Source organism: Pseudomonas sp. GW822-FHT05A08 (genome assembly GCF_058800485.1).
Genome location: NZ_CM179511.1, coordinates 6,211,505 through 6,233,525, shown reverse-complemented (window position 1 = coordinate 6,233,525; position 22,021 = coordinate 6,211,505). Strand labels below are relative to the sequence as shown.

Annotated in this window: 20 protein-coding genes; 9 read left to right on the top strand and 11 right to left on the bottom strand. The window is 64.3% G+C overall.

Annotated elements, in window-relative coordinates; translation table 11 throughout:
• Positions 1–51: 51 nt before the first annotated feature.
• Positions 52–1,380: a tRNA (N6-isopentenyl adenosine(37)-C2)-methylthiotransferase MiaB gene (gene miaB, locus AC3RCP_RS28140; protein ID WP_162235145.1), complete on the bottom strand. Its 1,329-nt coding sequence runs from the start codon at positions 1,378–1,380 to the stop codon at positions 52–54.
• Positions 1,381–1,515: 135 nt separating this feature from the next.
• On the opposite strand from miaB, the gene AC3RCP_RS28135 reads away from it, so the two are divergent.
• A complete protein-coding gene (locus AC3RCP_RS28135) occupies positions 1,516–1,842 on the top strand; it encodes a DUF1820 family protein (protein WP_007927079.1) in 327 nt (108 codons plus the stop codon).
• A gap of 48 nt (positions 1,843–1,890) precedes the next feature.
• Here the strand turns inward: AC3RCP_RS28135 and AC3RCP_RS28130 are convergent, their stop codons facing one another.
• The 4 genes from AC3RCP_RS28130 to AC3RCP_RS28115 form a co-directional block, all read right to left on the bottom strand.
• Entirely contained in the window at positions 1,891–2,445 is a 555-nt protein-coding gene (locus AC3RCP_RS28130; protein WP_007927077.1) for a tetratricopeptide repeat protein, read from the bottom strand.
• A 215-nt stretch (positions 2,446–2,660) separates the two neighbouring features.
• The gene (gene hemL / locus AC3RCP_RS28125) at positions 2,661–3,944 is read right to left on the bottom strand and encodes a glutamate-1-semialdehyde 2,1-aminomutase (protein ID WP_007927075.1); all 1,284 of its coding nucleotides are present in this window, start codon (positions 3,942–3,944) and stop codon (positions 2,661–2,663) included.
• A gap of 24 nt (positions 3,945–3,968) precedes the next feature.
• Positions 3,969–4,586: a thiamine phosphate synthase gene (gene thiE / locus AC3RCP_RS28120; protein WP_009045778.1), complete on the bottom strand. Its 618-nt coding sequence runs from the start codon at positions 4,584–4,586 to the stop codon at positions 3,969–3,971.
• 17 nt (positions 4,587–4,603) lie between these two features.
• On the bottom strand, positions 4,604–5,401 hold the full coding sequence (locus AC3RCP_RS28115; RefSeq protein WP_101339493.1) for a hydroxymethylpyrimidine/phosphomethylpyrimidine kinase: 798 nt from the start codon (positions 5,399–5,401) through the stop codon (positions 4,604–4,606).
• A 292-nt stretch (positions 5,402–5,693) separates the two neighbouring features.
• On the opposite strand from AC3RCP_RS28115, the gene AC3RCP_RS28110 reads away from it, so the two are divergent.
• The 4 genes from AC3RCP_RS28110 (at position 5,694) to AC3RCP_RS28095 (ending at position 12,150) form a co-directional block, all read left to right on the top strand.
• Positions 5,694–8,075 carry a hybrid sensor histidine kinase/response regulator gene (locus tag AC3RCP_RS28110; protein ID WP_492571888.1) on the top strand — a complete coding sequence of 794 codons (2,382 nt, stop codon included), beginning with the start codon at positions 5,694–5,696 and terminating at the stop codon, positions 8,073–8,075.
• Between the two features lie 75 nt (positions 8,076–8,150).
• Positions 8,151–9,800 carry an acyl-CoA dehydrogenase family protein gene (locus tag AC3RCP_RS28105; RefSeq protein ID WP_007927066.1) on the top strand — a complete coding sequence of 550 codons (1,650 nt, stop codon included), beginning with the start codon at positions 8,151–8,153 and terminating at the stop codon, positions 9,798–9,800.
• Between the two features lie 165 nt (positions 9,801–9,965).
• Positions 9,966–11,438 (top strand): AMP nucleosidase, encoded by a 1,473-nt coding sequence (gene amn / locus AC3RCP_RS28100; protein WP_162136172.1) that lies wholly within the window; start codon positions 9,966–9,968, stop codon positions 11,436–11,438.
• A 70-nt stretch (positions 11,439–11,508) separates the two neighbouring features.
• Positions 11,509–12,150 carry a pseudouridine synthase gene (locus AC3RCP_RS28095; RefSeq protein WP_101339212.1) on the top strand — a complete coding sequence of 214 codons (642 nt, stop codon included), beginning with the start codon at positions 11,509–11,511 and terminating at the stop codon, positions 12,148–12,150.
• On the opposite strand, the gene AC3RCP_RS28090 is transcribed toward AC3RCP_RS28095, so the two are convergent.
• Positions 12,145–12,354: a DUF2788 domain-containing protein gene (locus AC3RCP_RS28090; RefSeq protein WP_007927060.1), complete on the bottom strand. Its 210-nt coding sequence runs from the start codon at positions 12,352–12,354 to the stop codon at positions 12,145–12,147. The genes AC3RCP_RS28095 and AC3RCP_RS28090 overlap by 6 nt on opposite strands.
• 227 nt (positions 12,355–12,581) lie before the next feature.
• Positions 12,582–13,061 (bottom strand): Lrp/AsnC family transcriptional regulator, encoded by a 480-nt coding sequence (locus tag AC3RCP_RS28085; RefSeq protein ID WP_009045772.1) that lies wholly within the window; start codon positions 13,059–13,061, stop codon positions 12,582–12,584.
• A 443-nt stretch (positions 13,062–13,504) separates the two neighbouring features.
• On the opposite strand from AC3RCP_RS28085, the gene AC3RCP_RS28080 reads away from it, so the two are divergent.
• On the top strand, positions 13,505–14,512 hold the full coding sequence (locus AC3RCP_RS28080; protein WP_492571887.1) for a DUF6515 family protein: 1,008 nt from the start codon (positions 13,505–13,507) through the stop codon (positions 14,510–14,512).
• On the opposite strand, the gene AC3RCP_RS28075 is transcribed toward AC3RCP_RS28080, so the two are convergent.
• Positions 14,506–15,402 carry a cation diffusion facilitator family transporter gene (locus AC3RCP_RS28075; RefSeq protein ID WP_101339210.1) on the bottom strand — a complete coding sequence of 299 codons (897 nt, stop codon included), beginning with the start codon at positions 15,400–15,402 and terminating at the stop codon, positions 14,506–14,508. The two genes, AC3RCP_RS28080 and AC3RCP_RS28075, sit on opposite strands and share 7 nt — an antisense overlap.
• Before the next feature lie 31 nt (positions 15,403–15,433).
• The gene (locus AC3RCP_RS28070; RefSeq protein WP_007927053.1) at positions 15,434–15,853 is read right to left on the bottom strand and encodes a hypothetical protein; all 420 of its coding nucleotides are present in this window, start codon (positions 15,851–15,853) and stop codon (positions 15,434–15,436) included.
• A 117-nt stretch (positions 15,854–15,970) separates the two neighbouring features.
• On the opposite strand from AC3RCP_RS28070, the gene hrpB reads away from it, so the two are divergent.
• On the top strand, positions 15,971–18,502 hold the full coding sequence (hrpB, locus tag AC3RCP_RS28065) for an ATP-dependent helicase HrpB (protein WP_492571886.1): 2,532 nt from the start codon (positions 15,971–15,973) through the stop codon (positions 18,500–18,502).
• Between the two features lie 97 nt (positions 18,503–18,599).
• Here hrpB and AC3RCP_RS28060 read toward each other — a convergent pair whose 3' ends face one another.
• On the bottom strand, positions 18,600–19,679 hold the full coding sequence (locus tag AC3RCP_RS28060) for an endonuclease/exonuclease/phosphatase family protein (RefSeq protein WP_492571885.1): 1,080 nt from the start codon (positions 19,677–19,679) through the stop codon (positions 18,600–18,602).
• Positions 19,680–19,768: 89 nt separating this feature from the next.
• A complete protein-coding gene (locus AC3RCP_RS28055; RefSeq protein WP_007929142.1) occupies positions 19,769–20,428 on the bottom strand; it encodes a DUF7847 domain-containing protein in 660 nt (219 codons plus the stop codon).
• Between the two features lie 180 nt (positions 20,429–20,608).
• Between AC3RCP_RS28055 and AC3RCP_RS28050 the strand changes: the two genes are divergently transcribed.
• Complete coding sequence (locus AC3RCP_RS28050) at positions 20,609–21,391, top strand: DUF2076 domain-containing protein (RefSeq protein ID WP_492571884.1); 783 nt, start codon at positions 20,609–20,611, stop codon at positions 21,389–21,391.
• A 137-nt stretch (positions 21,392–21,528) separates the two neighbouring features.
• A complete protein-coding gene (locus AC3RCP_RS28045) occupies positions 21,529–22,008 on the top strand; it encodes an NYN domain-containing protein (RefSeq protein WP_007929138.1) in 480 nt (159 codons plus the stop codon).
• The last annotated feature ends 13 nt before the right edge of the window (positions 22,009–22,021 follow it).

The following is a 22,021-nucleotide window of genomic DNA, read 5'->3' as shown; positions in this document are numbered from 1 at the left end:
CGATGGCGTGCCCGAGGCCGCTACCGCTGGTCAGCCAGCATCGGCAGGAGGTTATTGCAGCAGCGATCCGCGCAGCGAGTGAGGCTGGGCCGAGTCGATGTGCACATCGGCAAACTGGCCGATCAGCGTCGGGTTGTCGCAGCGGAAATTGACGATGCGGTTGTTTTCGGTCCGCCCCTGCAGTTCGCCCGGGTCTTTCTTCGAATAGTCGGTGACGAGGATGCGCTGGATCGAACCGACCATTTGTCGGCTGATTTCGAATCCTTGCTGATTCAGCCGATGTTGCAGCGCGTTCAGGCGTTCCTTTTTCAACTCTTCCGGGGTGTCGTCCGCCAGGTCGGCCGCCGGGGTGCCCGGGCGCTGGCTGTAGACGAACGAGTAGGAGAAGTCGAAGCCGACGTCTTCGATCAGCTTCATGGTCTGTTCGAAGTCTTTTTCGGTCTCGCCGGGGAAGCCGACGATGAAGTCCGAGCTGATGCAGATGCCCGGCACGGCGGCGCGCAGTTTGCGCAGCTTGGATTTGTATTCCAGCGCCGTATGGTTGCGCTTCATGGCCGCGAGAATCCGGTCGGAACCCGATTGCACCGGCAAGTGCAGGTGTTTCACCAGTTCCGGCACTTCGGCGTGGGCCTGGATCAGGCTGTCGGAGAACTCCAGCGGATGGGAGGTGGTATAGCGGATGCGCTCGATGCCATCGACCGCCGCGACCACACGGATCAGTTCGGCGAGGTCGGCCAGGCGGCCGTCGTGGGTCTGGCCACGGTAACCGTTGACGTTCTGCCCCAGCAGGGTGACTTCGCGCACGCCGTTTTCCGCCAGGTGGATGATCTCGCAGATCACGTCGTCGAACGGCCGGCTGACTTCCTCGCCACGGGTGTAGGGCACCACGCAGAAGGTGCAGTACTTGCTGCAGCCTTCCATCACCGAGACATAGGCACTCGGGCCGTCGATGCGTGGCTCTGGCAGGTGGTCGAATTTCTCGATTTCCGGGAACGAGACGTCGACCTGCGGCAGCTTGCTGCTGCGGGCGGCATCGATCATTTCCGGCAGGCGGTGCAGGGTCTGCGGGCCGAAGACCACGTCGACATAGGGCGCGCGATCGCGGATGGCCGCGCCTTCCTGGCTGGCCACGCAACCGCCGACGGCGATGACCATGTCCGGGTTGGCCAGCTTCAGCTCGCGCCAGCGACCCAGTTGGGAATACACCCGGTCCTGGGCTCGTTCGCGGATCGAGCAGGTGTTGAGCAGGATGACGTCCGCGTCTTCGGCGCGGGCGGTGACTTCCAGGGCCTGGTGTTCACCCAGCAGATCGACCATGCGCGAGCTGTCGTACTCGTTCATCTGGCAACCGTGGGTTTCTATGTAGAGCTTCTTGGCCATGGACGGAGTCATCACGTGATTCAAAGAACCGCGCATTATAGGGAACATGGCCTGAGGTTCCTACCGCTGCGCGTCCGGTGGCTATGCTATAGTTCGCGCCCTCTTTTATATCCCCCGATGTGTTACCCGCCCACCATGACCAAACGTGAAGCTCCAATCTACAAGGTGATTTTCCTCAACCAGGGACAGGTGTTCGAAATGTACGCCAAGCAGATCTATCAAAGTGATCTGTGGGGTTTCCTGGAGGTGGAAGAGTTCGTCTTTGGCGAGCGCACGCAAGTGGTCGTCGATCCGAGCGAAGAGAAGCTCAAGGCCCAGTTCGAAGGCGTGGTACGCAGCTTTGTGCCGATGCATTCGATCGTGCGCATCGACGAGGTCGAGCGCCTGGGTACACCGAAGATCAGCGAGGCGCGTGGCGTGAGCAACGTCATGCCGTTTCCGATGCCGATGCCTGAGAAGTAAAGGACTGTATCGAGTGTGCTATCGCGAGCAAGCTTGCTCGCGATGTCATCAAGGCAGGGGTGAGAAGGGCGAACGCCCGTCGGCGCTCTGCAATTCCATCAGGTATTTGCGGAAAATCTGCCCCAGCACCTGGGTGGCGACTTCCAGCTCGTCGCGCTGCATGTGCTCAGCCACTTCGTCAGCCGTGTCCAGTGCCTCTTCGGCGCCATTGACTGCCGCCATCTTCAGCACGATATAGGCCTGAACGTTGTTGGCCGGTACGCCTTCGCCGCGAAAGAACATGGTGCCGAGTTTGAATTGCGCCTGGGCGTGGCCTTGCAGCGAGGCCTTTTCAAAGTAGCTCAGGGCCTGATTGAGATCGCGCGGGGTATTTTTACCTTCGTAGTAGAACTCGCCCAACTCGTATTGCGCTTGCGCATCCCCTTCGTCAGCCGCCTTCTGGCAGACCGCCAGGGCCTCGGACAGATCCTGTGACTGAGTATTGAGGGTGCAGCGACCCATCGCTGGGATCAACAACGAGTTGCCGCCTGCTTGTGCGTGCGCGAGCAGGGGCTGAAGGAGCAACAGGCAGCCCAGTGCAAGGGCGCGGCCGGTGCGGTTCATGGGAATCGACTTACCTCTGAAGGGCGCGCGGACCCATCGAGGGATCCAATAAGCGCGCATTATGAAATAAGCAGGGCCAACCTTACAAAGTCTTTACTCGTTTTTCTGCTGCGCGGGCGCGATATCCGCCGCTTTCGGGGCCGTTTCGGGAGTTGGGGCGCGAATGCAGCGTAAAACAGGCGCCAGCAAGTGTGGCGCCGGTTTGGTGGGGAAGGTTACTTCAGGGCAGCGAAAGCGCGTTCGGCCGCGTCCAGGGTCAGTTTCAGCTCGGCGTCGCCGTGGGCGATCGAGGTGAAGCCGGCTTCGAAGGCACTCGGGGCCAGGTAGACACCGCCTTCGAGCATCAGGTGGAAGAAGCGTTTGAACAGATTGGCATCGCTGGCCATCACATCGTCGAACGTGACGATGTCGTCGGCGCCGCTGAAATACAGGCCGAACATGCCGCCCGCCTGGGTGGTCACGAATGGGATGCCGGCGGCGTCGGCGCGTTGCTGCAGGCCGTCGAGCAGGCGGCTGGTGTAGTCGCTCAGCTCGGCGTGGAAGCCCGGACGGCTGATCAGGCGCAGGGTGGTCAGGCCGGCGGCCATGGCCAGCGGGTTGCCCGACAGGGTGCCAGCCTGGTAGACCGGGCCCAGCGGCGCGATGTGTTCCATGATCTGGCGTTTACCGCCGAAGCAACCCACCGGCATGCCGCCGCCGATGATCTTGCCGAAGGTGGACAGGTCCGGGGTCACCCCGTAGTGCGCCTGGGCACCGCCCAGGGCGACGCGGAAACCGGTCATCACTTCGTCGAAGATCAGCACCACGCCGTGCTTGTCGCACAGGCTGCGCAGGCCTTCGAGGAAGCCCGGGGCCGGTGGCACGCAGTTCATGTTGCCGGCCACCGGCTCGACGATGATGCAGGCCACTTCCTGGCCGACCTCGGCGAGCATCTTCTCGACCGCGTCGATGTCGTTGAACGGCAGGGTCAGGGTGTGTTTGGCGAAGGCCGCCGGTACGCCGGCCGAGCTGGGCACGCCCTGGGTCAGCGCGCCGGAGCCAGCCTTGACCAGCAGGCTGTCGGAGTGGCCGTGGTAGCAGCCTTCGAACTTGATGATGCTGTCGCGACCGGTGAAACCGCGGGCCAGGCGAATCGCGCTCATGGTCGCTTCGGTGCCGGAGCTGACCATGCGCACCATTTCCATGGACGGCACGATGGAGCAGACCAGGTCGGCCATTTCGGTTTCCATGGCGGTCGGTGCGCCGTAGGACAGACCGTGTTCCAGCTGTTTGCGCACCGCGTCCAGCACATCCGGATGGCTGTGGCCAAGGATCATCGGCCCCCAGGAACCGACGTAGTCCACATAACGCTTGTCGTCTTCGTCGGTGACGTAGGCGCCTTCGGCGTGTTTGAAGAACAGCGGCGTGCCGCCCACGCTCTTGAACGCACGTACGGGCGAGTTCACGCCGCCGGGGATGTGTTTCTGGGCATTGGCAAACAGGGTTTCGGAACGAGACATGATCGGACTCTCGAAAATCAGCGGTTAGAAGAGGGCGTTGAAGGCGCGGGCGCGGCGGGTCACTTCCTGGGCGCTGTCGGCGCCGAACAGGCCATGGACCACGGCCAGCAGGTCGACGCCATGGGCGACCAGCGGCGCGGCGTTCTCCAGGGTGATGCCGCCGATCGCGCAGATCGGCAGGTGCAGCCGGGCGCGGGCCTGGTCCAGCAGCTCCAGGTTGGCCGTCGGCGCGCCGGGCTTGGTGTTGGAATTGAAGAAGCGACCGAAAGCGACATAGCTGGCGCCTTCCTTGGCGGCTTGCTCGGCCAGCTCCAGTTGGGCGTGGCAGGTCGAGCCGATGATCGCCTGGCGGCCGAGCAGGGCACGGGCCGGAGTCAGCGGGCCGTCGGTCTGGCCCAGGTGTACGCCGACGCCAATGCGCGCGGCCAACTCGGCGTCGTCGTTGATGATCAGTTGCGTCTTGTAGCGCTCGCACAAGCTGTGCAGGGCTTCGGCTTCGCGCAGGCGGCGGGCCTCGTCGCTGCTCTTGTCGCGGTATTGCAGGAGGGTCACGCCACCGTCGAGCGCCGCCTCCACGTACTGCAGGAATTTGCCGGCCAACAGTTGGCTGTCGGTAATGGCATACAGACCACGTAGTTTCATCGAGCGAGCCTCATGGCTTACGAGCAGAAGTCCAGTGGCAGGCGGCGCGGTACGAACTGGCCTTGGCCCAGTTGCTCGGCGTCGCGCAGGGTGCGCCAGGTGTAATCGAGGGCCGACTTCACGGCGCTGGCCAGGTTTTCACCCTGGGCCAGGCGTCCGGCCAGGGCGCTGGCCAGGGTGCAACCGGAACCGTGATAACTGCCCGGCAGCCGCTGGCAGGTGTAGGTGTGACGGCTGCCGTCGCGGCTGTACAGGCGATTATGCACTTCATGCTCGTCGCCATGGCCGCCGGTGATCAGCAGGTGTTTGACGAACGGCAGGAGCTTTTCCGCGCACTGGTCCGCAGTGCCTTCGGGCAACTCGGCGAGGATTCGTGCTTCCGGAAGGTTCGGGGTGGCGATGGTCGCCAGTGGCAGCAGGCGTTCACGCATGGCGTAACCGACCTCGTCCTTGCCCAGGAGTCCGCCGCCGCCGGCGCGCAATACCGGGTCGCAGACCATCGGCAGGTGCGGATGCGCCTGCAACAGCTCGACCACAGTGTCGACCATTTCCAGCGAGCCGAGCATGCCCAGCTTGACCGCGGCGACCGTGGAGTCGTTGAGGACGGCGTTGGCCTGGGCCAGCACCCACTCGCGATCCAGCACACGGAAGTCGCTGACGTTGACCGTATCCTGCACGGTCAGCGCGGTCACGGCGGGAGCTGCATGGCAACCCTGGGCGAGCAGGGCTTCGATATCTGCCTGCAGGCCGGCGCCACCACTGGGGTCGTGGCCGGAGAGACAGAGGACAACGGGGCGAGAGCTGTAGATATTCATGGTGCGCGAGCTTACCACCAAACGTCTTTTTTGCACGGCTCCTCGCGTGTCGGCCGGGGCTGGTTTTTCCGCCTTGCCGACAAGTTGACCGAGGCAACAGCTCTAGATCAATGGATAGCGCTGAAACGCCCGTTCTAGAGCCTTTAAACTAAAACTTTTCATGGTGTTCTTTGGCCATCAACGGCTATGCTAGAGTGGATCCAAACCAATAACAGGTCATGCCGGTTTTACGTCTACTCAAAGGGAAATGGGGGGCTTCCTGACACCACCGGACAGGCCACGCTGGGGCTTTATGCGCTATTTGCTGATGTTGCTGTTGAGCTTGCCGATGCTGGCTGGCGCGGTCGAGTTCGACGAGTTCACCCAAAGCCTGCCCTTGGGTCGGGTGATGCAGGTGTTTGAAGACGCGAGTGGTCAGGCAACGATCGCGGATGTCAGCACAGCGGCGATGGCCGGCAGTTTCAAGACCCATGACAAGGCCACCCTCAACGCCGGTTACTCCCGCTCGGCATTCTGGCTGAAAATCCACCTCAGCTACCGTCCCGCCAACCCTTCCATACGACACACCTGGCTGCTGGAGCTGGCCTATCCGCCGCTCGATCATCTGGAACTGTATGTGCCCGATGAAACCGGGGGCTACCGTCTGGCCCAGCGCACCGGCGATGCCTTGCCGTTCGACAGCCGACAGATCCGCCAGAACAATTACCTGTTTGACCTGAGCTTCGCGCCCTACGAGCAAAAGACCCTGTTCCTGCGCCTGCAGAGCCAGGGCTCGGTCCAGGCGCCGGTGACGCTCTGGTCCAGCACGGCGTACCTGGAAGCGCAGCCGGTGCGCCTGTATGTACTCGGCCTGATCTACGGCGTGCTGCTGGGGATGCTGGTCTACAACCTGTTCATTTACCTGAGCGTGCGCGACACCAGTTACCTCTATTACATCCTCTACATCGCCTCGTTCGGGCTGTACCAACTGTCGGTGAACGGCGCCGCGGTGGAGTACTTCTGGCCGGACAACCCGTGGTGGGCCAACGCGGCAACGCCATTTTTCATCGGCGCGGCGGCCCTGTTCGGCAGCCAGTTCGCCCGCAGTTTCCTGCAGACCGCCAGCCACAGCCGTTGGGTCGATCGCCTGCTGCTGGTGCTGATCCTGTGCAGCGCCGTGGTGGTGGCCCTGTCGCTGATGACCAGCTACGCCCTGGCGTTGCGTCTGGCCACGGCCCTGGCGCTGATCTTTACCGTGGTGATCTTCGTCTCCGGCATCGTCGCCTGGTGCCGCGGCATGCGCGTGGCGCGCTACTTCATCATCGCCTGGTCGGCGTTCCTGGTGGGCGGGATCATCAATACCCTGATGGTGCTGGGTTATCTGCCGAACATGTTCCTGACCATGTATTCCAGCCAGATCGGTTCGGCCATCGAGGTGGCGCTGTTGTCGCTGGCCCTGGCCGACCGCATCAACTCGATGCGCGAGCAGCAGGCGCAGACCCTGTTCGATGCCGGGCAGAAGCTCGAAGTGCTCAACCAGCAACTGGCCCACAGCAACCGGCTCAAGGATGAGTTCCTCGCCACCCTGACCCACGAACTGCGCACGCCGATGAATGGGGTGATCGGTTCCCTGGAGCTGATGCAGACCGTCGATCTCGATCCGGAGCTGGAGCAATACCAGCAGACTGCCGCCGGTTCGGCCCGGGACATGATGCGCATGGTCAATGGCATCCTGACCCTGACCGAGCTGCAGGCCGGCAAGCTCAGCGCCCAGCACGAGACTTTCAGCCTGCGTTCGCTGCTCGATGCCTTGCTGGGCCAGTTTTGCGCCAACGCCTCGGCCAAGGGGCTGGGCTTCGATGTCGACCTGGCCGCCGGGTTGCCCGATCGGCTGCTGGGCGATCGCGGCAAGTTGAGCCAGTGCCTGGAGTGCCTGCTGGACAATGCCATCAAGTTCACCCGGGTGGGTGGCCTGGTCCTGCGAGTGACTGGCAAGCCGGTGGCAGCCGGGCGGGTGGCGATGACCTTCGCGGTGATCGACACCGGCATCGGTTTCGTCAACCTCGATGAGGCCTCGTTGTACCAGCGCTTCTTCCAGCTCGATGGATCGATGACCCGTGAGTACGGCGGACTGGGCGTGGGGCTGGCGATCTGTCGGCAACTGGTGGATCTGCTGGGCGGCCATCTGACCCATGAATCGGAGCCGGGGCGTGGCAGCTGTTTCCGCCTGGAGGTGACCTTCGAGGTGGACGGCGAGCAGCCGATGGCCTCCCAGCCGGCCCTGCGGGTCCGCGCCGTCCGGCGCATGCCGCAGGATTGCAGTGTGCTGCTGGTGGACGACAACAGCATCAATCAACTGGTGATCCGCGGCATGTTGCTCAAGCTGGGTTATCAGGTACGCACGGCCGAGAACGCTCGCGGGGCGCTGGCGTTGTTGCGCCGGGAGTCGGTGGATGCGGTATTGCTCGATTGCCAGATCGAGCAGGCCGAGGCGCTCAAACTATGCGACCAGGTGCATGGCATGCCGGGTTGCGCCGGCTTGCCGGTGCTGCTGGTGTCGGCCTCGGCACATGGTCTGGATGCTGAGCGCTGCCTGCTCGATTACCTCTCTTGGCCGGTGAAATTCGAAGAGTTGCAAAGCGTTCTGGCGCGTCGGGTACTGGCCTCGGAACAGGGCGAAAGCGCCGGCATTTAGGCGGGTATGCCACTTTGTTCGGTGGGGAGGGGGTGCTTAACTGAGGTTCTGGCACACCCCTCAAGGAGCCCCGACATGAACCTGCATCAGTTCGCCGAGACCCACGAAGTCACCAACCAGCCACCTTCCCTGGACGGTACCAACCTCTATCGAATCGATCTGCCGTTGCAGGAGTGGGCACGGCGTTTCGGCGCCGGCTGGGCCGAATCGCGGATCGACGCCTACGGTGCCCTGGCCGGTGGGCCGCTGATGGAAGCGGGGTTCCTGGCCAACCAGAACAAGCCGGTGTTCACCAGCCATGACCGTTACGGGCATCGCCTCGACCTGGTGGAGTTTCATCCGGCGTATCACGAGCTGATGCGCACCGCCATCGAGCACGGCCTGACGTCCTTGCCCTGGGCTCATCCGCAATCCGGGGCGCATGTCGCCCGCGCCGCCATGACCTATTTGCACAGCCAGGCCGAGGCCGGCAGCGGTTGCCCGCTGACCATGACCTTCGCCTGTGTGCCGGCGCTGAAGCTGCAGCCGGATCTCGCCGAACAATGGCTGCCGAAAGTCCTCGCCACCGAATATGACCCGCGCAATGTCGGCATGGCCCACAAGGCCGGCGTCACCATCGGTATGGCGATGACCGAGAAACAAGGCGGTACCGATGTGCGCGCCAACACCACCAAGGCGTATCCGGTGGGTGCTACGGGGCCGGGGCAGGCTTATGAACTGGTGGGCCACAAATGGTTCTGTTCGGCGCCGATGTGCGACGCCTTCCTGACCCTGGCCCAGACCGAAAAAGGCCTGACCTGCTTCCTGTTGCCTCGCCATCGTCCGGATGACAGCCGCAACCAGTTCTATATCCAGCGCCTGAAAAACAAGCTCGGCAATTGCTCCAATGCCTCCAGCGAAGTGGAGTTCCGTGGGGCCCTGGCGTGGATGATCGGTGAAGAAGGGCGCGGTGTGCCGACCATCATCGAGATGGTGGCCATGACCCGCTTCGATTGCATGGTCGGCTCCAGCTCGCTGATGCGCCAGGCGCTGACCCAGGCCGCCCATCATTGTGCCCATCGGCTGGTGGGCGGGCGTGTACTCAGCGAGCAACCCTTGATGCAGAACGTACTGGCCGACCTGGCGCTGGAAAGCGAGGCGGCGCTGGCCTTGAGCCTGCGCATGGGCCGCGCGCTGGACAACCTGGATGACCCGCAAGAAGCCATGTTCTCGCGACTGGTGACGGCGGTGGGCAAGTACTGGATCTGCAAGCGGGCCCCGGCAATGATCAACGAGGCCGCCGAGTGCATGGGCGGCGCCGGTTATGTCGAGGAGAGCATTCTGCCGCGGCTGTACCGCGAAGCGCCGGTCAACTCGACCTGGGAAGGTTCCGGTAACGTGCAGTGCCTGGATGTGCTGCGCGCCTTGTCCAAGGAGCCGGGCGTGCTCGATGCGTTGTTCGCCGAGCTGGGCGATGGCCATGGCGACAGGCGCCTGGCCGCGCATATCGCCAACCTGAAAGGCGCCTTCCAGGACACCGACGACATTCAGTACCGCGCCCGCCAGCTGACCGAGGACATCGCCCTGGGCCTGCAGGCCAAGCTGCTGCTGGAAGCCGGCAACGCGGCGGTCAGCGATGCCTTTATCGCCAGTCGCCTGGGTTCGGCGGGAAGGGTCTACGGCACCTTGCCGCGAGGGCTGGATGTGGAAGCGATAGTCGCGCGCTCCACCCCGACAGGCTTCTGACTGGTTTGTTGTAGGAGCGAGCTTGCTCGCGATAAATAGTCCAGGCTACCGATCGGCTGGGGCCTGAAAGATCTTTCGCGAGCAAGCTCGCTCCTACGCATATTCCGCTGTTCCCGTGAGACGGCGTTGCAGGCAAGATGAAGGCCTGCAAGATCAGAACACAGGATGCTTACCGTGACCGAAGCTTTTATTGTCGTTCAAACCGCCGAGCAAGCCGTGGACCGGCTTGCCGCTTTGCATGAGCGGGCCACCACGTCGCTGAGCCAGGCGCTCAAGCGTTACCTCAAGGATCGTGTCGAACCGGACGCCGAACAGCGCGCGCTGTTTCGTTACCCGGAATTGCGCCTGACTTATCTCTGTCAGGGCGAAGTTCCACAGACCACCCGGGCCTACGCCAAGGTCCAGTTGCCGGGCACCTACAGCGTCACGGTCACCCATCCCGCCGCCTTCCGTAAGTACCTGCTGGAACAGCTGGTGCCACTGATGCACGACTTCACCGTGACCGTGGAAGTGGGCGTCAGCGAGCAGAACATCCCGTATCCGTACGTGGTCGAGCAGGGCGATGAGCTGGCCGGTTCCGGCGTCACCGCCGCGGTGCTGGCGCGGGTGTTCCCCAGCACCGACCTGTCCGCCGCCACCGATGGCATCGCCGACGGGCTGTACGATTGGGAAAACACCCATCCGCTGCCCCTGGCGCTGTTCGATGCCGCGCGGGTGGATTTCTCCCTGCGCCGCCTGGTGCACTACACCGGCAGCGACTGGCGCCATGTGCAGCCATGGATCCTGCTGACCAACTACCACCGCTATGTCGACCAGTTCATCACCCACGGCCTTGAGCAGTTGCGCAGCGATCCGCGGTTCGTGCGCATGGTCCTGCCGGGCAATGTGATCATCGAGAAGGGCATGGACCACGGCGAAGCCTCGTCGATCGCCGCCGGGGTGGTCTGGCACCGCTACCAGATGCCGGCTTATCACCTGCAGGCCAGCGACGGCCACGGCGTGACCCTGGTGAACATTGGCGTCGGCCCGTCCAACGCCAAGAACATCACTGACCATTTGGCGGTATTGCGTCCGCACTGCTGGCTGATGATCGGCCACTGCGGCGGCCTGCGGCAGTCGCAGACCATCGGCGACTACGTGCTGGCCCATGCCTACATGCGTCGTGACGGCATTCTCGATCGCGTGGTGCCGCCGAACATTCCGATTCCGGCCCTGGCCGAAGTGCAGCTGGCGTTGCAGCAGGCCGCCGCCAACGTCACCGGCGAGAAGGGCGACGACCTGAAAAAACGCCTGCGCACCGGCACCGTACTGACCTACGACGACCGTAACTGGGAGTTGCGCTGGGCCCAGGAGCGTCCGCTGATCAACCTGTCCCGCGCCGTGGCGGTGGACATGGAAAGCGGCACCATCGCCGCCCAGGGGTATCGCCTGCGGGTGCCGTACGGCACCTTGCTGTGTGTCTCGGACAAGCCGCTGCACAGTGAAATCAAGCTGCCGGGGTCGGCCAACGCCTTTTATGAGCGCGCGGTCAGCCAGCACCTGAAGATCGGTATCGCCGCGGTGGATCTGCTGCGCACCGAGCTCAACTCGCTGCACTCGCGCAAGCTGCGCAGCTTCGACGAGCCACCGTTCCGCTGATCGCGGGATGGTCATTTAACGGTCGGGCCACTAGCATGGTCGGCCCTGACCGTTAGATGTTCTGTTCGCCATGTCTCGTCCTCCTCGTCCCGCTTCCCGCCGCCCCGGCGTGAAGAGCCCTTCGTCTTCTTCCGCGCCGCGCCGAGTTGCCAAAGCGCCACCGGCCGAGCCGAAGCTGATCCTGTTCAACAAACCCTTCGATGTGCTGACCCAGTTCAGCGACGGCGAAGGGCGGGCGACCCTCAAGGACTTCATCGCGATCCCCGGCATCTACCCGGCCGGGCGCCTGGACCGCGACAGCGAAGGCTTGCTGCTGCTGACCAACGACGGCCAGTTGCAGGCGCGCATCGCCGACCCCAGGCACAAACTGGCCAAGACCTATTGGGTGCAGGTGGAAGGGGAACCCATGGCCGAGCAATTGCAGCGTCTGCGTGATGGCGTGGAATTGAATGACGGCATGACCCTGCCAGCCGAAGCCCGGCAGCTGGAAGAGCCGCAACTGTGGCCGCGCAACCCGCCGGTGCGCTTTCGCAAGAGCGTGCCCACCAGTTGGTTGGAATTGATCATTCGTGAAGGGCGCAATCGCCAGGTGCGACGCATGACCGCGGCCGTGGGGTTGCCGACATTGCGCCTGGTGCGGGTCAGGATCGGCGACTGGACGATCGAAGGGCTCGATCAGGGCCAGTGGAAGGAGGTTCCGGCGCGCTTATAAGGCGCCGGATTCGATCAGGCCGATCACCACGCTCTTGATAATGAACGCGGCCACGCCCAGGCCCAGGACGAAGAACAGGATGAAAGAGCCGAAGCGTCCGGCCTTGGACTTCTTCGCCAGATCCCAGACGATGAAGGCCATGAAAATGATCAGGATGGTCACCAGGCCGGTCATCATCCACTCTTCGAATACTGCAGGATCCATCGAACATCTCCAGCGCGGGCAAGGCTAAAAGGCGGGGGCGAGTATACGCCAAGGGGCCGCGACCGGGCATTGATCCAGGTGCGCTTCGTCGTCACACCACCGGGGTCTTCCGTAGGAGCGAAGCTTGCTCGCGATAGCGATCTCTAGGTTCAGGTGATGTGTGGCCTGGAATATTTATCGCAAGCAAGAACTGGGCTTCCCCCTCGCTCCTACAGGATGACGGCAGCTCAGTTGCGCAGGTGAGTCAGCGGCAGTTCGGTGCTGTTGAGCACCTGATTGAGCACGAAGCTGGAGCGCACGCTGGTCACGCCTTCGATGCGGGTCAGATGGCCCAGCAGCAGTTTCTGGTAGTGATCCATGTCCGGCACCACCACCTTGAGCTGGTAGTCGGCGTCCATCCCGGTCACCAGGCTGCATTCGAGGACCTGCGGCAGGCTGCGGATCGCCGCCTCGAAGTTCTCGAAACGCTCGGGGGTGTGGCGGTCCATGCCGATCAGCACGTAGGCGGTCAGGCTCAGGCCGAGCATCTTGCGGTCCAGCAGGGCGACCTGGCGGGAAATGTAGCCGTCGTCTTCCAGTTGCTTGACCCGACGCGAACACGGCGAAGGCGACAGGCCGATACGTTCGGCCAGTTCCTGATTGGAGATGCGGGCGTCGCGCTGCAATTCCGCCAAAATGCTGAGGTCGTATCGGTCGAGTTTGCTCATGGAACAGGCCTTTTTAATAAGTATTGCGCAATATTATCTATCCTGAGTTAAAAATTGCGCAAGTCATGTTTATTGGAGCAATCTTCGCAATCCTCTGTCGACGCGCCAGGCCTATTCTTATCACCAGAATCACTGCCCGGACATAGAGTCCACTGCGGCCCGCCGAATCAGGCCTGCCGCGGCCGCCAATCCCACAGGGTTGAGCCGGCCCCCGGGCTACACACTGTCCAGAAGACGGCGTGAGGTGAGCCGGCGCCATAAGCGTCGAGCACGGACGAAATTCTCAAAGGGGGACCGACGGGTCCCCCTTTTTTATTGCCTGCGCGCCAGGAAATATCCCGTGGCGCCTCAATAAATAAGTGTTGCGACTGATAACCTGTGGCAGAACCGGCCTGGGCTTTTCCAGTCTTATCTACAGGCCCCCATCCGTAGTGAGGAATAGCATGAAATCGCGCATCTGGCGTTTGGCAGGTGTTGGTTTGCTGTGTGTGAGCGTCAGTGCGCAGGTGCTCGCCGATGACCGCGATAATCGCAATGACGGTCGCGGTGGCTCCGATGGCGGCCAGCGCGGTGGCGAGGGGCACCCGGGCAGGGGGCAGGGGCGTGGCGAAAACCAGCCGCCGCGCCCGCAGACTGAAATCATTCGCGGCGACAACAGCCAGCAGTTCGAGCGCAACGTCGAGAACGGGCGCTGGCAGAACCACGGGCCGAATGATCAAGGGCGGAGGCGACCGGCACAGCCGTCCGCCAACCTGCCGATCCAGGGCCGCCCCGATACCGTCCGCCAGACCCAGGAACCGCGCCAGGGTTATTACCAGGACATCCCGCGCCGCAACGACTACAACCCGCATTGGCAGGCCGGCGGGCCGGGCTCGCGTCCCTACGACTATCGCTGGCCGGGCCGTCCGGAGGGGCGTGGCAATGGCTGGGGGCCAGGCCCGCAATATCGGCCGGGTTATGTGATCGATCGTTTTCCGGACCGGCATTACCGTGTGCCTTATCGCGGCCGGGACTATTACTTCTCCGGTGGCTATTGGTACCGCCCAGAGGGGCCGCGTTACGTTGTGGTGCGCCCACCCTACGGGATTCGCGTGGCCTACCTGCCGGACTACGCGCGCGAGGTGTGGATCGGCAGCGCGCTGTTCTTCCTGGCCGCGGGCGCCTACTACAGCTACGAGGCCAGTACCCAGCAGTACGTAGTGGTCGAGCCGCCGGTGGCCAGCCCGCCGCCGCAGGCCGGCAATGATTACAACGTGCTGGCCTACCCGGTCAGCGGGCAGAGCCCGCAGCAGATCAATCAGGACCGCTACGACTGTTATCGCTGGGCGGTGCAGCAGAGCGGCTTCGACCCGGCGGCGATGACCTATCCCCCGGCGCCGCAGGTGGTCCAGACCTACCGCCAGGCCCAGGGCGGTTGCTTGAGCTCGCGCGGCTATCAGGTGACTTACTGAGTCCGGGCGGCGAGCACCGCTTCCTGCGGGTCGGCGTGCACCAGCACCTCGGCCCGCGGGTAGGCCGCATGGATCGCCTCGGCGGCCTGATCGCTGATGCCGTGGGCCACCGACAGGGTCAGCTCCCCCGGTAATTCCAGATGCAGTTGCACGAACCAGTGGTTGCCGGAAATCCGCGTGCGCAGGTCATGGGCGCCGAGTACCCCGGGCACGGCGCATACCAGCTCCAGCATGTGCTGGCTGACCTCGGGCGGCAGTTCCTCATCCATCAGCACCGCCACGCTTTCCCGAGCGATCTGGATCGCGCTCCACAGGATGTAGACGGCAATCGCCAGGCCGAACCAGGCGTCCAGTTGCTGCCAGCCGAAACTGGCCAGCACCAGCGCCAGCAGGATGCTGCCATTGAGCAGCAGGTCGGAGCGATAGTGCAGCGAATCGGCGCGTACCGCGGTGGAGCCGGTTTCGCGGATCACCCGGTATTGCACCATCAGCAGCGCCACGGTCAGCGCCAGCGACAACAGCATCACGCCGATACCGATCCAGGGCGCGCCCAGCGGTTCGGGGTTTTGCAGGCGTTCGACGGCCTGTACCCCGATCAGCACCGCGCTCACCGCGATGAACAGCGCCTGGGCCATGCCCGACAACGATTCGGCCTTGCCGTGGCCGTAGCGGTGGTCTTCGTCGGCCGGGCGCAGGGCATAATGCACGGCCAGCAGGTTGAGGAACGACGCGGCGCCATCGAGCAGCGAGTCGGTGAGGCCGGCCAGCAGGCTGACCGAGCCGCTCAGCCACCAGGCGATGGCCTTGGCCACGATCAGGATACTGGCCACCGCCAGCGAGGCGCGGGTGGCCAGGCGCAACAGGCGTGCGTGTTCCGGGCTACTGCTCATACAAGGTTTGTTCCTTCAAGAAACGCGAGGGTCAGGCTGCCGGTTGCAGACCGTACAGGGCCAGTTGCTGCGCGCTGCCCTTGTGCTGGATCAGGCGTGGATCGTCCAGAGGGAAGCTGCGGCCCAGCTCGCTTTCGAGGATAGCCTGCAACTTGTGGTTATCGACCTGGCCGTCGGCGCCTATGGCTTGCTGCAGCTTGTGCGGGTCGACCTGCGCGGTCTTGCCCGGTTCCAGGTAGATGGCGCCGGTGGCGAAGTCGACGCCAAAGGCGATCAGCCCCGGGATCACATAAAACAGCAGGCCCACGGCGTCGAGCACGGCTACCAGCGGGTCGATCTTGCCGTCGATCTGGCCGCGCCGGTCGGGGAAGAAGATCGAGCCGCAGGCGGTGAGCTGAGTCAGCAGGGTGGCAACCAGGACGCCACCGATGATGCGGAAAGGAATACGCATGTAAATCTCCTGAACAGACACGAAAGAGCAAGGCTGAAGCGTTGCCGGTATGAATTCAGACCGTGATTAACGCCAGGCAGTTCGCCGTTATACTCGCGCCTCTGTTTGGGAGCCAGTATGAATTCTTTGCCAATTGATGAAGTTTTACCCGCTCTGCGTGAAGCCCTGGCGACACGCCACGAGGCCGTGCTCGAAGCACCGCCCGGCGCCGGTAAGACCACCCGTGTGCCTTTGGCCCTGTTGAACGAACCCTGGCTGGCCGGACAACGCATTCTCATGCTCGAACCGCGGCGTCTGGCGGCGCGGGCGGCGGCCGAGCGCCTGGCCAGCGAACTGGGGGAAAAGGTCGGCGAGACCGTGGGCTACCGCATCCGTCTGGATAGCAAGGTCGGCCCGAACACCCGCATCGAGGTGGTTACCGAGGGCATCCTGACCCGCCGCCTGCAAGACGATCCGGCGCTGGAAGGCGTCGGCTTGCTGATCTTCGACGAATTCCACGAGCGCAGCCTCGACGCCGACCTGGCCCTGGCCTTGAGTCTCAATGGCCGCGATCTGTTTCGCGACGAGCAGCCGCTGAAAATCCTCCTGATGTCGGCGACCCTGGAAGGCGAGCGCCTGGCCGGGCTGCTGGACGACGCGCCGATCCTGCGCAGCGAAGGCCGCATGTTCCCGGTCGATGTGCGCTGGGGGCGGCCCTTCCAGCCGGGCGAGTTCATCGAGCCGCGGCTGGTGCAGACCCTTCTTGAAGCGCTGAACGATGAAAGTGGCAGCGTCCTGGTGTTCTTGCCGGGGCAGGCCGAGATCCGTCGGGTGCACCAGCAGTTGGCCGACGCCCTGGGCGAGCGCCCGGAGATGCTGCTCTGTCCGCTGCACGGTGAACTGGACCTGGCGGCGCAGCGCGCGGCCATCGAACCGGCCCCGCCCGGCAAGCGCAAAGTGGTGCTGGCGACCAATATCGCCGAGACCAGCCTGACCATCGACGGCGTGCGCGTGGTGGTCGATGCCGGGCTGGCACGGGTGCCGCGTTTCGACCCGGGCAGCGGCATGACCCGTCTCGACACCCAGCGTATTTCCCGTGCCAGCGCCACCCAGCGCGCCGGCCGGGCCGGGCGCCTGGAGCCGGGTGTGTGCTATCGCCTGTGGTCCCAGGACCAGCACGAACAACTGGCGGCCTATGGCAGCGCGGAGATTCTCCAGGCGGACCTGGCGGGCCTGGCCCTGCAACTGGCCCGCTGGGGTGTGGCACCGGCGCAACTGGTGTGGCTGGATGTGCCGCCCGGCGCGGCCTATGCCCAGGCCCAGGACTTGCTCGAACGCCTCGGAGCGCTGACGGCCAAGGCTGGCGAGGACTGCAAGCTGACGCCTCATGGCCAGGCAATGGCCGAGTTGCCGGCCCATCCGCGCATTGCCCATCTGCTGTTGCGCGGCCAGGCCCTGGGGCTGGCGGACATGGCCTGCGACGTCGCCGCCTTGCTCGGCGAGCGCGACATCCTGCGTGGCGGCGGTGCCGACCTGCATAGTCGCCTGGTGCTGCTGTCCGGCGAAGAGCGCGCGGCCCGCGGCGCCCAGGGCGGGGTCCAGCGGGCTCGGCAACTGGCCCGGCAATACCGTGGTTATCTGCGCGGACAACCAAGCCAGGCGGTGGCGGACCCGGATCACCCGCGCTGGCTGGGCGCCTTGCTGGCGCTGGCCTATCCGGACCGGGTCGCCCAGCAACGTCGTCCCGGCGGCGCCGAATACCGGCTGGCCAACGGCCGCGCGGCGCTGTTCAGCGAGACCGACAGCCTGATGAAGCAACCCTGGCTGGTGATCGCCGACCTGGGCAGTCGCCAGGGGCAGCGGGAAGAGCGCATCTACCTGGCGGCGGATTTCGACCCGGCGCTGTTCGACTCGGTCCTGGCCGAGCAGGTGCGCTGCGTCGATCAGCTTGATTGGGACGAGCGCGAAGGGGTGTTGCGTGCCGAGCGCCAGCGCAAGGTCGGCGAACTGGTGCTCAGCCGCGAACCGCTGACCGGCCTGGACGAGGCGGCGCGCTGCCAGGCCCTGGTCAATCTGGTGCGGCGCAAGGGCCTGGAGCTGTTGCCCTGGACCCCGGAGCTGCGCCAGTGGCAGGCCCGGGTGGCTTTGTTGCGCCAGCTCGATCTAGAGGCCAAGGGCGAAAGCCAGTGGCCGGACGTCAGTGACGCGGCGCTGCTCAAGAACCTGGAAAGCTGGCTGCTGCCGTACCTGGGCAAGGTTTCGCGCCTCAGCCACTTCGCCAACCTGGAACTGGCCAGCATTGTCCACAGCCTGCTGCCCTGGCCGTTGCCGCAGCGCCTGGACGAGCTGGCGCCGCACCACTTGACGGTGCCGTCCGGCTCGTCGATCCGTCTTGATTACAGTGAACAACCGCCGATTCTCGCGGTGCGCCTGCAGGAGTTGTTCGGCTTGGCAGAGACACCGCGGATCGCTGGTGGACGGCAGGTGGTCAAGCTGCACCTGCTGTCCCCGGCGCGGCGGCCGGTGCAGGTCACCCAGGACCTGGCGAACTTCTGGCGCAGCACCTACGCCGAGGTGAAGAAGGACCTCAAGGGCCGTTACCCGAAACACTACTGGCCGGACGACCCGCTGGTGGCCGAAGCCACGGCCCGCGCCAAACCGCGCAAGTAACCAGTGTGTAGCCGCTGCCGAAGGCTGCGATAGGTCCGCAGGACCTTTAGCGCCAGTGCCGACGCCAGCGACCGTTCCGGCCGATCGGCGGCAGCGGCTACGGTGCGGCGGGCAGCAGGAAGCGGGCGATCAGTGGCAGGTGGTCGGAGATGCGCAGGGTGTCGTCCTGCCGTACCTGGGCCTCGACTCGCTTGAGCCGCGGGCTGTGGAACAGGTAGTCGACGGTGCGATCCGGGCCGCTCAGGGCCGGGTCGTTGGGGTAGTGGGTCAGCCACAGGGCGCGGTCGATACCGCTGGCTTCGTTGTTGGTGGGAATCATCGGGTACTTGTCCCAGAGCGTGTGCAGCGCGCTGTCGGCGGAGTAGGGCGTGCGTTGCTCGGGGGCGAGCCGCTGGTACTGGCCCAGGGGCAGCAGGCTGAAGTCGCCGCCGATCAGCCAGGGCGTACCACGGGCTTCGAAGCGGTCGAGGATCCTGGTGACCGCGTTCACCTGGGCTTGCAGGGTGTCGTCGGGTTTCGTCGCGCGCTCCAGATGGGTGTTGAGCACCGCCATCTGCCCGCCGTCGCTTAACGGCAGGTAGCTGACCAGCACGGCGTTTTTCGGCTGGAACTGGCGGCTGAGGAGATTGGCCTCGGGCACCGGCAATTGCAGGCGTTCGGCGTGTTCGATGCGGTAGCGGCTCAAGGTCGCCAGTTGCCGGCCGACGCTGCCGAAGATGTGCGGGGAGGGTACGAAGTCGGCCTTCCAGTCGAAGGCCTGTGTGCTGCACGGATACAGGTCGGTCAGGCGTTCCTGCAGCAGCTTGAGCTGGTCCTGGTAGCCGCTGGCCTTGGCGCCGTCGTCCAGCTCCTGCACCAGCACGATGTCCGGCTGTTCATCGCGAATCACCCGGGCCACTTCGTCCAGGCTGAAGGCCATGTCTTCCGGGGTCGGGCGCTCGTCCGGCCCTTGGGCCTGGTCGTTCCAGAACACGTAGCGCTTGCCTGCCAGGTACTGCACGTTCCAGGTCATCACCTTCAGCGCCTGGCCCGGCACCAGGCTGGGCACCTTGCCGGTGCAGGCGACCGGCAGCGACTCCTTGGCGTCGGGGCGCCAGGTCAGGCTGTAGACCAGGGCTGATAACAGGCCTGCGCTGATCAGCAGGCCCAGGAGGATGAAGCGAAATAGGCGGGGCATCGGCTCGGCTTATGGCGTTGCTGGATTGAGCCCGAGCATAACCGAGAGCGGGACCGCGGCCCAAGGGGTAGAGCGGTCGGCCCCCGGGGTCATTGCTGGTCAGGCGAGTCGCCGATCAGCATGAACAGGCGGAATACCACCACGCTGGTGAACAACTGCAGGAAGCTGTGGGCGCTTTCGATCAGCAGCGACAGCATCGGACCCGGCTCGGGGTACGCCGCCAGGCTGGCGCCCTTGAGCACCCACAACGGGGCCATCACGGCCAGGATGCAGACCAGGATCCGCAGGAAGTGCCCGCGGGTCAGGCGGAAGCTTTCCTTGATCGCGGCCAGTGGTTGCAGGCCCTTGAGCACCAGCAGGTATTCGGCGAAGGCCAGGGTCACCATCAGCCACAGCCCGGGCAGGAAATACAGCGACAGGCCCAGCAGGATCAGCAGGGTGTTGATGGCGGTCAGCAGGGCAAAGCGCGGCCACAGGCTGACGGTCGCGGCGAGCAGGTCGCGGGCCAATGGCGATTCGCCACGGCTGCGGGCATCTAGAAACAGGATCAGTACCCCGGTGTAGAGCGGGTAGATCAGCAGGCCGACGATCACGCTGTAGCCGGGAAAGGCCTCGGGGCCCAGCGAGCTGTCGACCGCCTGCTGCAGCAGCGCTTCGAGGACCACCAGCGGCAGGCACAGTTGGACGATACGGCCCAGGTTGCGCTGGCAGAAGTACAGGGAGTCGCGCAGAACGGTTAACGGATTCATCAGTGGTTATCGCAGATCACAAAAAGCGGTTGGACACTTTAACCGATGCAGCCCCGGGGCGAGCAAACGTAAACGTTAGGTAAAGGCCATTGAAAGCTCGCTGGGCAGCCCCATTACTGGTTGCACCTTGCGCATGACGGACAAGGCCCCGTTTTTTACCGGCAATCTAAAGAGGTCGCCATGAACAGCGAAGAGCAAACCCTGATCGATGGACTGTTTTCACGGTTGCAGCAAGCCGAGAAGGATTCAGCCCCGCGCGACGCCCAGGCCGAGGCGCGGATCAAGGAGCATCTGACCCGGCAGCCTGCCGCCGGGTATTTCATGACCCAGGCGATTCTGGTGCAAGAGGCGGCAATCAAGAGCCTCGACGAGCAGAACAAACAACTCACCCAGCAAGTCCAGCAACTGCAGGCCGAGCTGCAGCAGGCCGGGTCCCAGGCCGCGGCGCCGGCGCCCAGCAGCGGTGGCGGCTTCCTTTCGAGCATCTTCGGCAGCGGTTCCCGCGATCCGCAGCCGGCGCCGACGCAAAGCGCTCCGGCCTCGTCCGGCGGTGGCTGGCGCGAACCGGCGCGGCCGGCGTTCAACCCGCAGCCGCAGCAGAACTACCCGCAACAGAGCTATCCCCAGCAAAACTATGCCGCGCCACCTCAGCAGGCTCCGGCCGCGGCTGGCAGCAGCTTCCTCGGCGGCGCGCTGAAAACCGCCGCCGGTGTGGCGGGTGGCGTGATGCTGGCGCAAGGCCTCAGCAGCCTGTTCCACGGCAACCAGCAGCCGCAGGAAATCGTCGAAGTGATCAAGGAAGAACCGGCGCCCGCCAGCGACAACGCGGGTGGCTGGGGCAATGACGAGCAGCGCATGGCCAACAACGACTCCTGGGGCAACAACGACCAGGGTGGTTTCAGCGATGCCGACTACGGCAACGACGACAGCTCGTTCTTTTCCGACGACGATTCCTTCGTCTGATCCGCCATCGGTCCGGAACGCAACAGCGTCCCGGACCGATTATTCGCGGAACCTTCCTTCTGGCTGGCATACTGAGCGACTTTTCAGGGTTTGAGTCCCGGCCCAGTTCGCGCGCGTGAGCGCCATGAGGATAAGCGGTGAAAAAAATCGCTGTGTTCGCCGATGTCCAGAATCTCTATTACACCGTGCGCCAGGCCTATGGCTGCCACTTCAACTATGCCGCCCTGTGGGCCGATATCAGCCAGCAGGGGCAGATAGTCGAGGCCTACGCCTATGCGATCGACCGGGGCGACAGCAAGCAGCAGCAGTTCCAGCAGATCCTGCGCAACCTGGGCTTCACGGTAAAACTCAAACCCTATATCCAGCGCAGCGACGGCTCGGCCAAGGGCGACTGGGACGTGGGGATCACCATCGACATCATGGACGCCGCCGCCCATGTCGACGAAGTGGTGCTGGCTTCCGGTGATGGCGATTTCGACCTGTTGCTCGAGCGCATCATCAGCAAGCACGGGGTCGAAGCGGTGGCCTATGGCGTGCCGGGGTTGACCGCCAATTCGCTGATTCGCGCGGCCACGCGCTACGTGCCGATCGAAGGCGCGCTACTGCTCAAAAGCTGAGCTGACTATTTTT

Excerpts from the sequence above, each read along its gene's own strand:
- miaB (WP_162235145.1), bottom strand. The coding sequence starts at position 1,380 with ATGGCCAAGAAGCTCTACATAGAAACCCACGGTTGCCAGATGAACGAG.
- AC3RCP_RS28135 (WP_007927079.1), top strand. The coding sequence starts at position 1,516 with ATGACCAAACGTGAAGCTCCAATCTACAAGGTGATTTTCCTCAACCAG.
- AC3RCP_RS28130 (WP_007927077.1), bottom strand. The coding sequence starts at position 2,445 with ATGAACCGCACCGGCCGCGCCCTTGCACTGGGCTGCCTGTTGCTCCTT.
- hemL (WP_007927075.1), bottom strand. The coding sequence starts at position 3,944 with ATGTCTCGTTCCGAAACCCTGTTTGCCAATGCCCAGAAACACATCCCC.
- thiE (WP_009045778.1), bottom strand. The coding sequence starts at position 4,586 with ATGAAACTACGTGGTCTGTATGCCATTACCGACAGCCAACTGTTGGCC.
- AC3RCP_RS28115 (WP_101339493.1), bottom strand. The coding sequence starts at position 5,401 with ATGAATATCTACAGCTCTCGCCCCGTTGTCCTCTGTCTCTCCGGCCAC.
- AC3RCP_RS28110 (WP_492571888.1), top strand. The coding sequence starts at position 5,694 with ATGCGCTATTTGCTGATGTTGCTGTTGAGCTTGCCGATGCTGGCTGGC.
- AC3RCP_RS28105 (WP_007927066.1), top strand. The coding sequence starts at position 8,151 with ATGAACCTGCATCAGTTCGCCGAGACCCACGAAGTCACCAACCAGCCA.
- amn (WP_162136172.1), top strand. The coding sequence starts at position 9,966 with ATGCTTACCGTGACCGAAGCTTTTATTGTCGTTCAAACCGCCGAGCAA.
- AC3RCP_RS28095 (WP_101339212.1), top strand. The coding sequence starts at position 11,509 with ATGTCTCGTCCTCCTCGTCCCGCTTCCCGCCGCCCCGGCGTGAAGAGC.
- AC3RCP_RS28090 (WP_007927060.1), bottom strand. The coding sequence starts at position 12,354 with ATGGATCCTGCAGTATTCGAAGAGTGGATGATGACCGGCCTGGTGACC.
- AC3RCP_RS28085 (WP_009045772.1), bottom strand. The coding sequence starts at position 13,061 with ATGAGCAAACTCGACCGATACGACCTCAGCATTTTGGCGGAATTGCAG.
- AC3RCP_RS28080 (WP_492571887.1), top strand. The coding sequence starts at position 13,505 with ATGAAATCGCGCATCTGGCGTTTGGCAGGTGTTGGTTTGCTGTGTGTG.
- AC3RCP_RS28075 (WP_101339210.1), bottom strand. The coding sequence starts at position 15,402 with ATGAGCAGTAGCCCGGAACACGCACGCCTGTTGCGCCTGGCCACCCGC.
- AC3RCP_RS28070 (WP_007927053.1), bottom strand. The coding sequence starts at position 15,853 with ATGCGTATTCCTTTCCGCATCATCGGTGGCGTCCTGGTTGCCACCCTG.
- hrpB (WP_492571886.1), top strand. The coding sequence starts at position 15,971 with ATGAATTCTTTGCCAATTGATGAAGTTTTACCCGCTCTGCGTGAAGCC.
- AC3RCP_RS28060 (WP_492571885.1), bottom strand. The coding sequence starts at position 19,679 with ATGCCCCGCCTATTTCGCTTCATCCTCCTGGGCCTGCTGATCAGCGCA.
- AC3RCP_RS28055 (WP_007929142.1), bottom strand. The coding sequence starts at position 20,428 with ATGAATCCGTTAACCGTTCTGCGCGACTCCCTGTACTTCTGCCAGCGC.
- AC3RCP_RS28050 (WP_492571884.1), top strand. The coding sequence starts at position 20,609 with ATGAACAGCGAAGAGCAAACCCTGATCGATGGACTGTTTTCACGGTTG.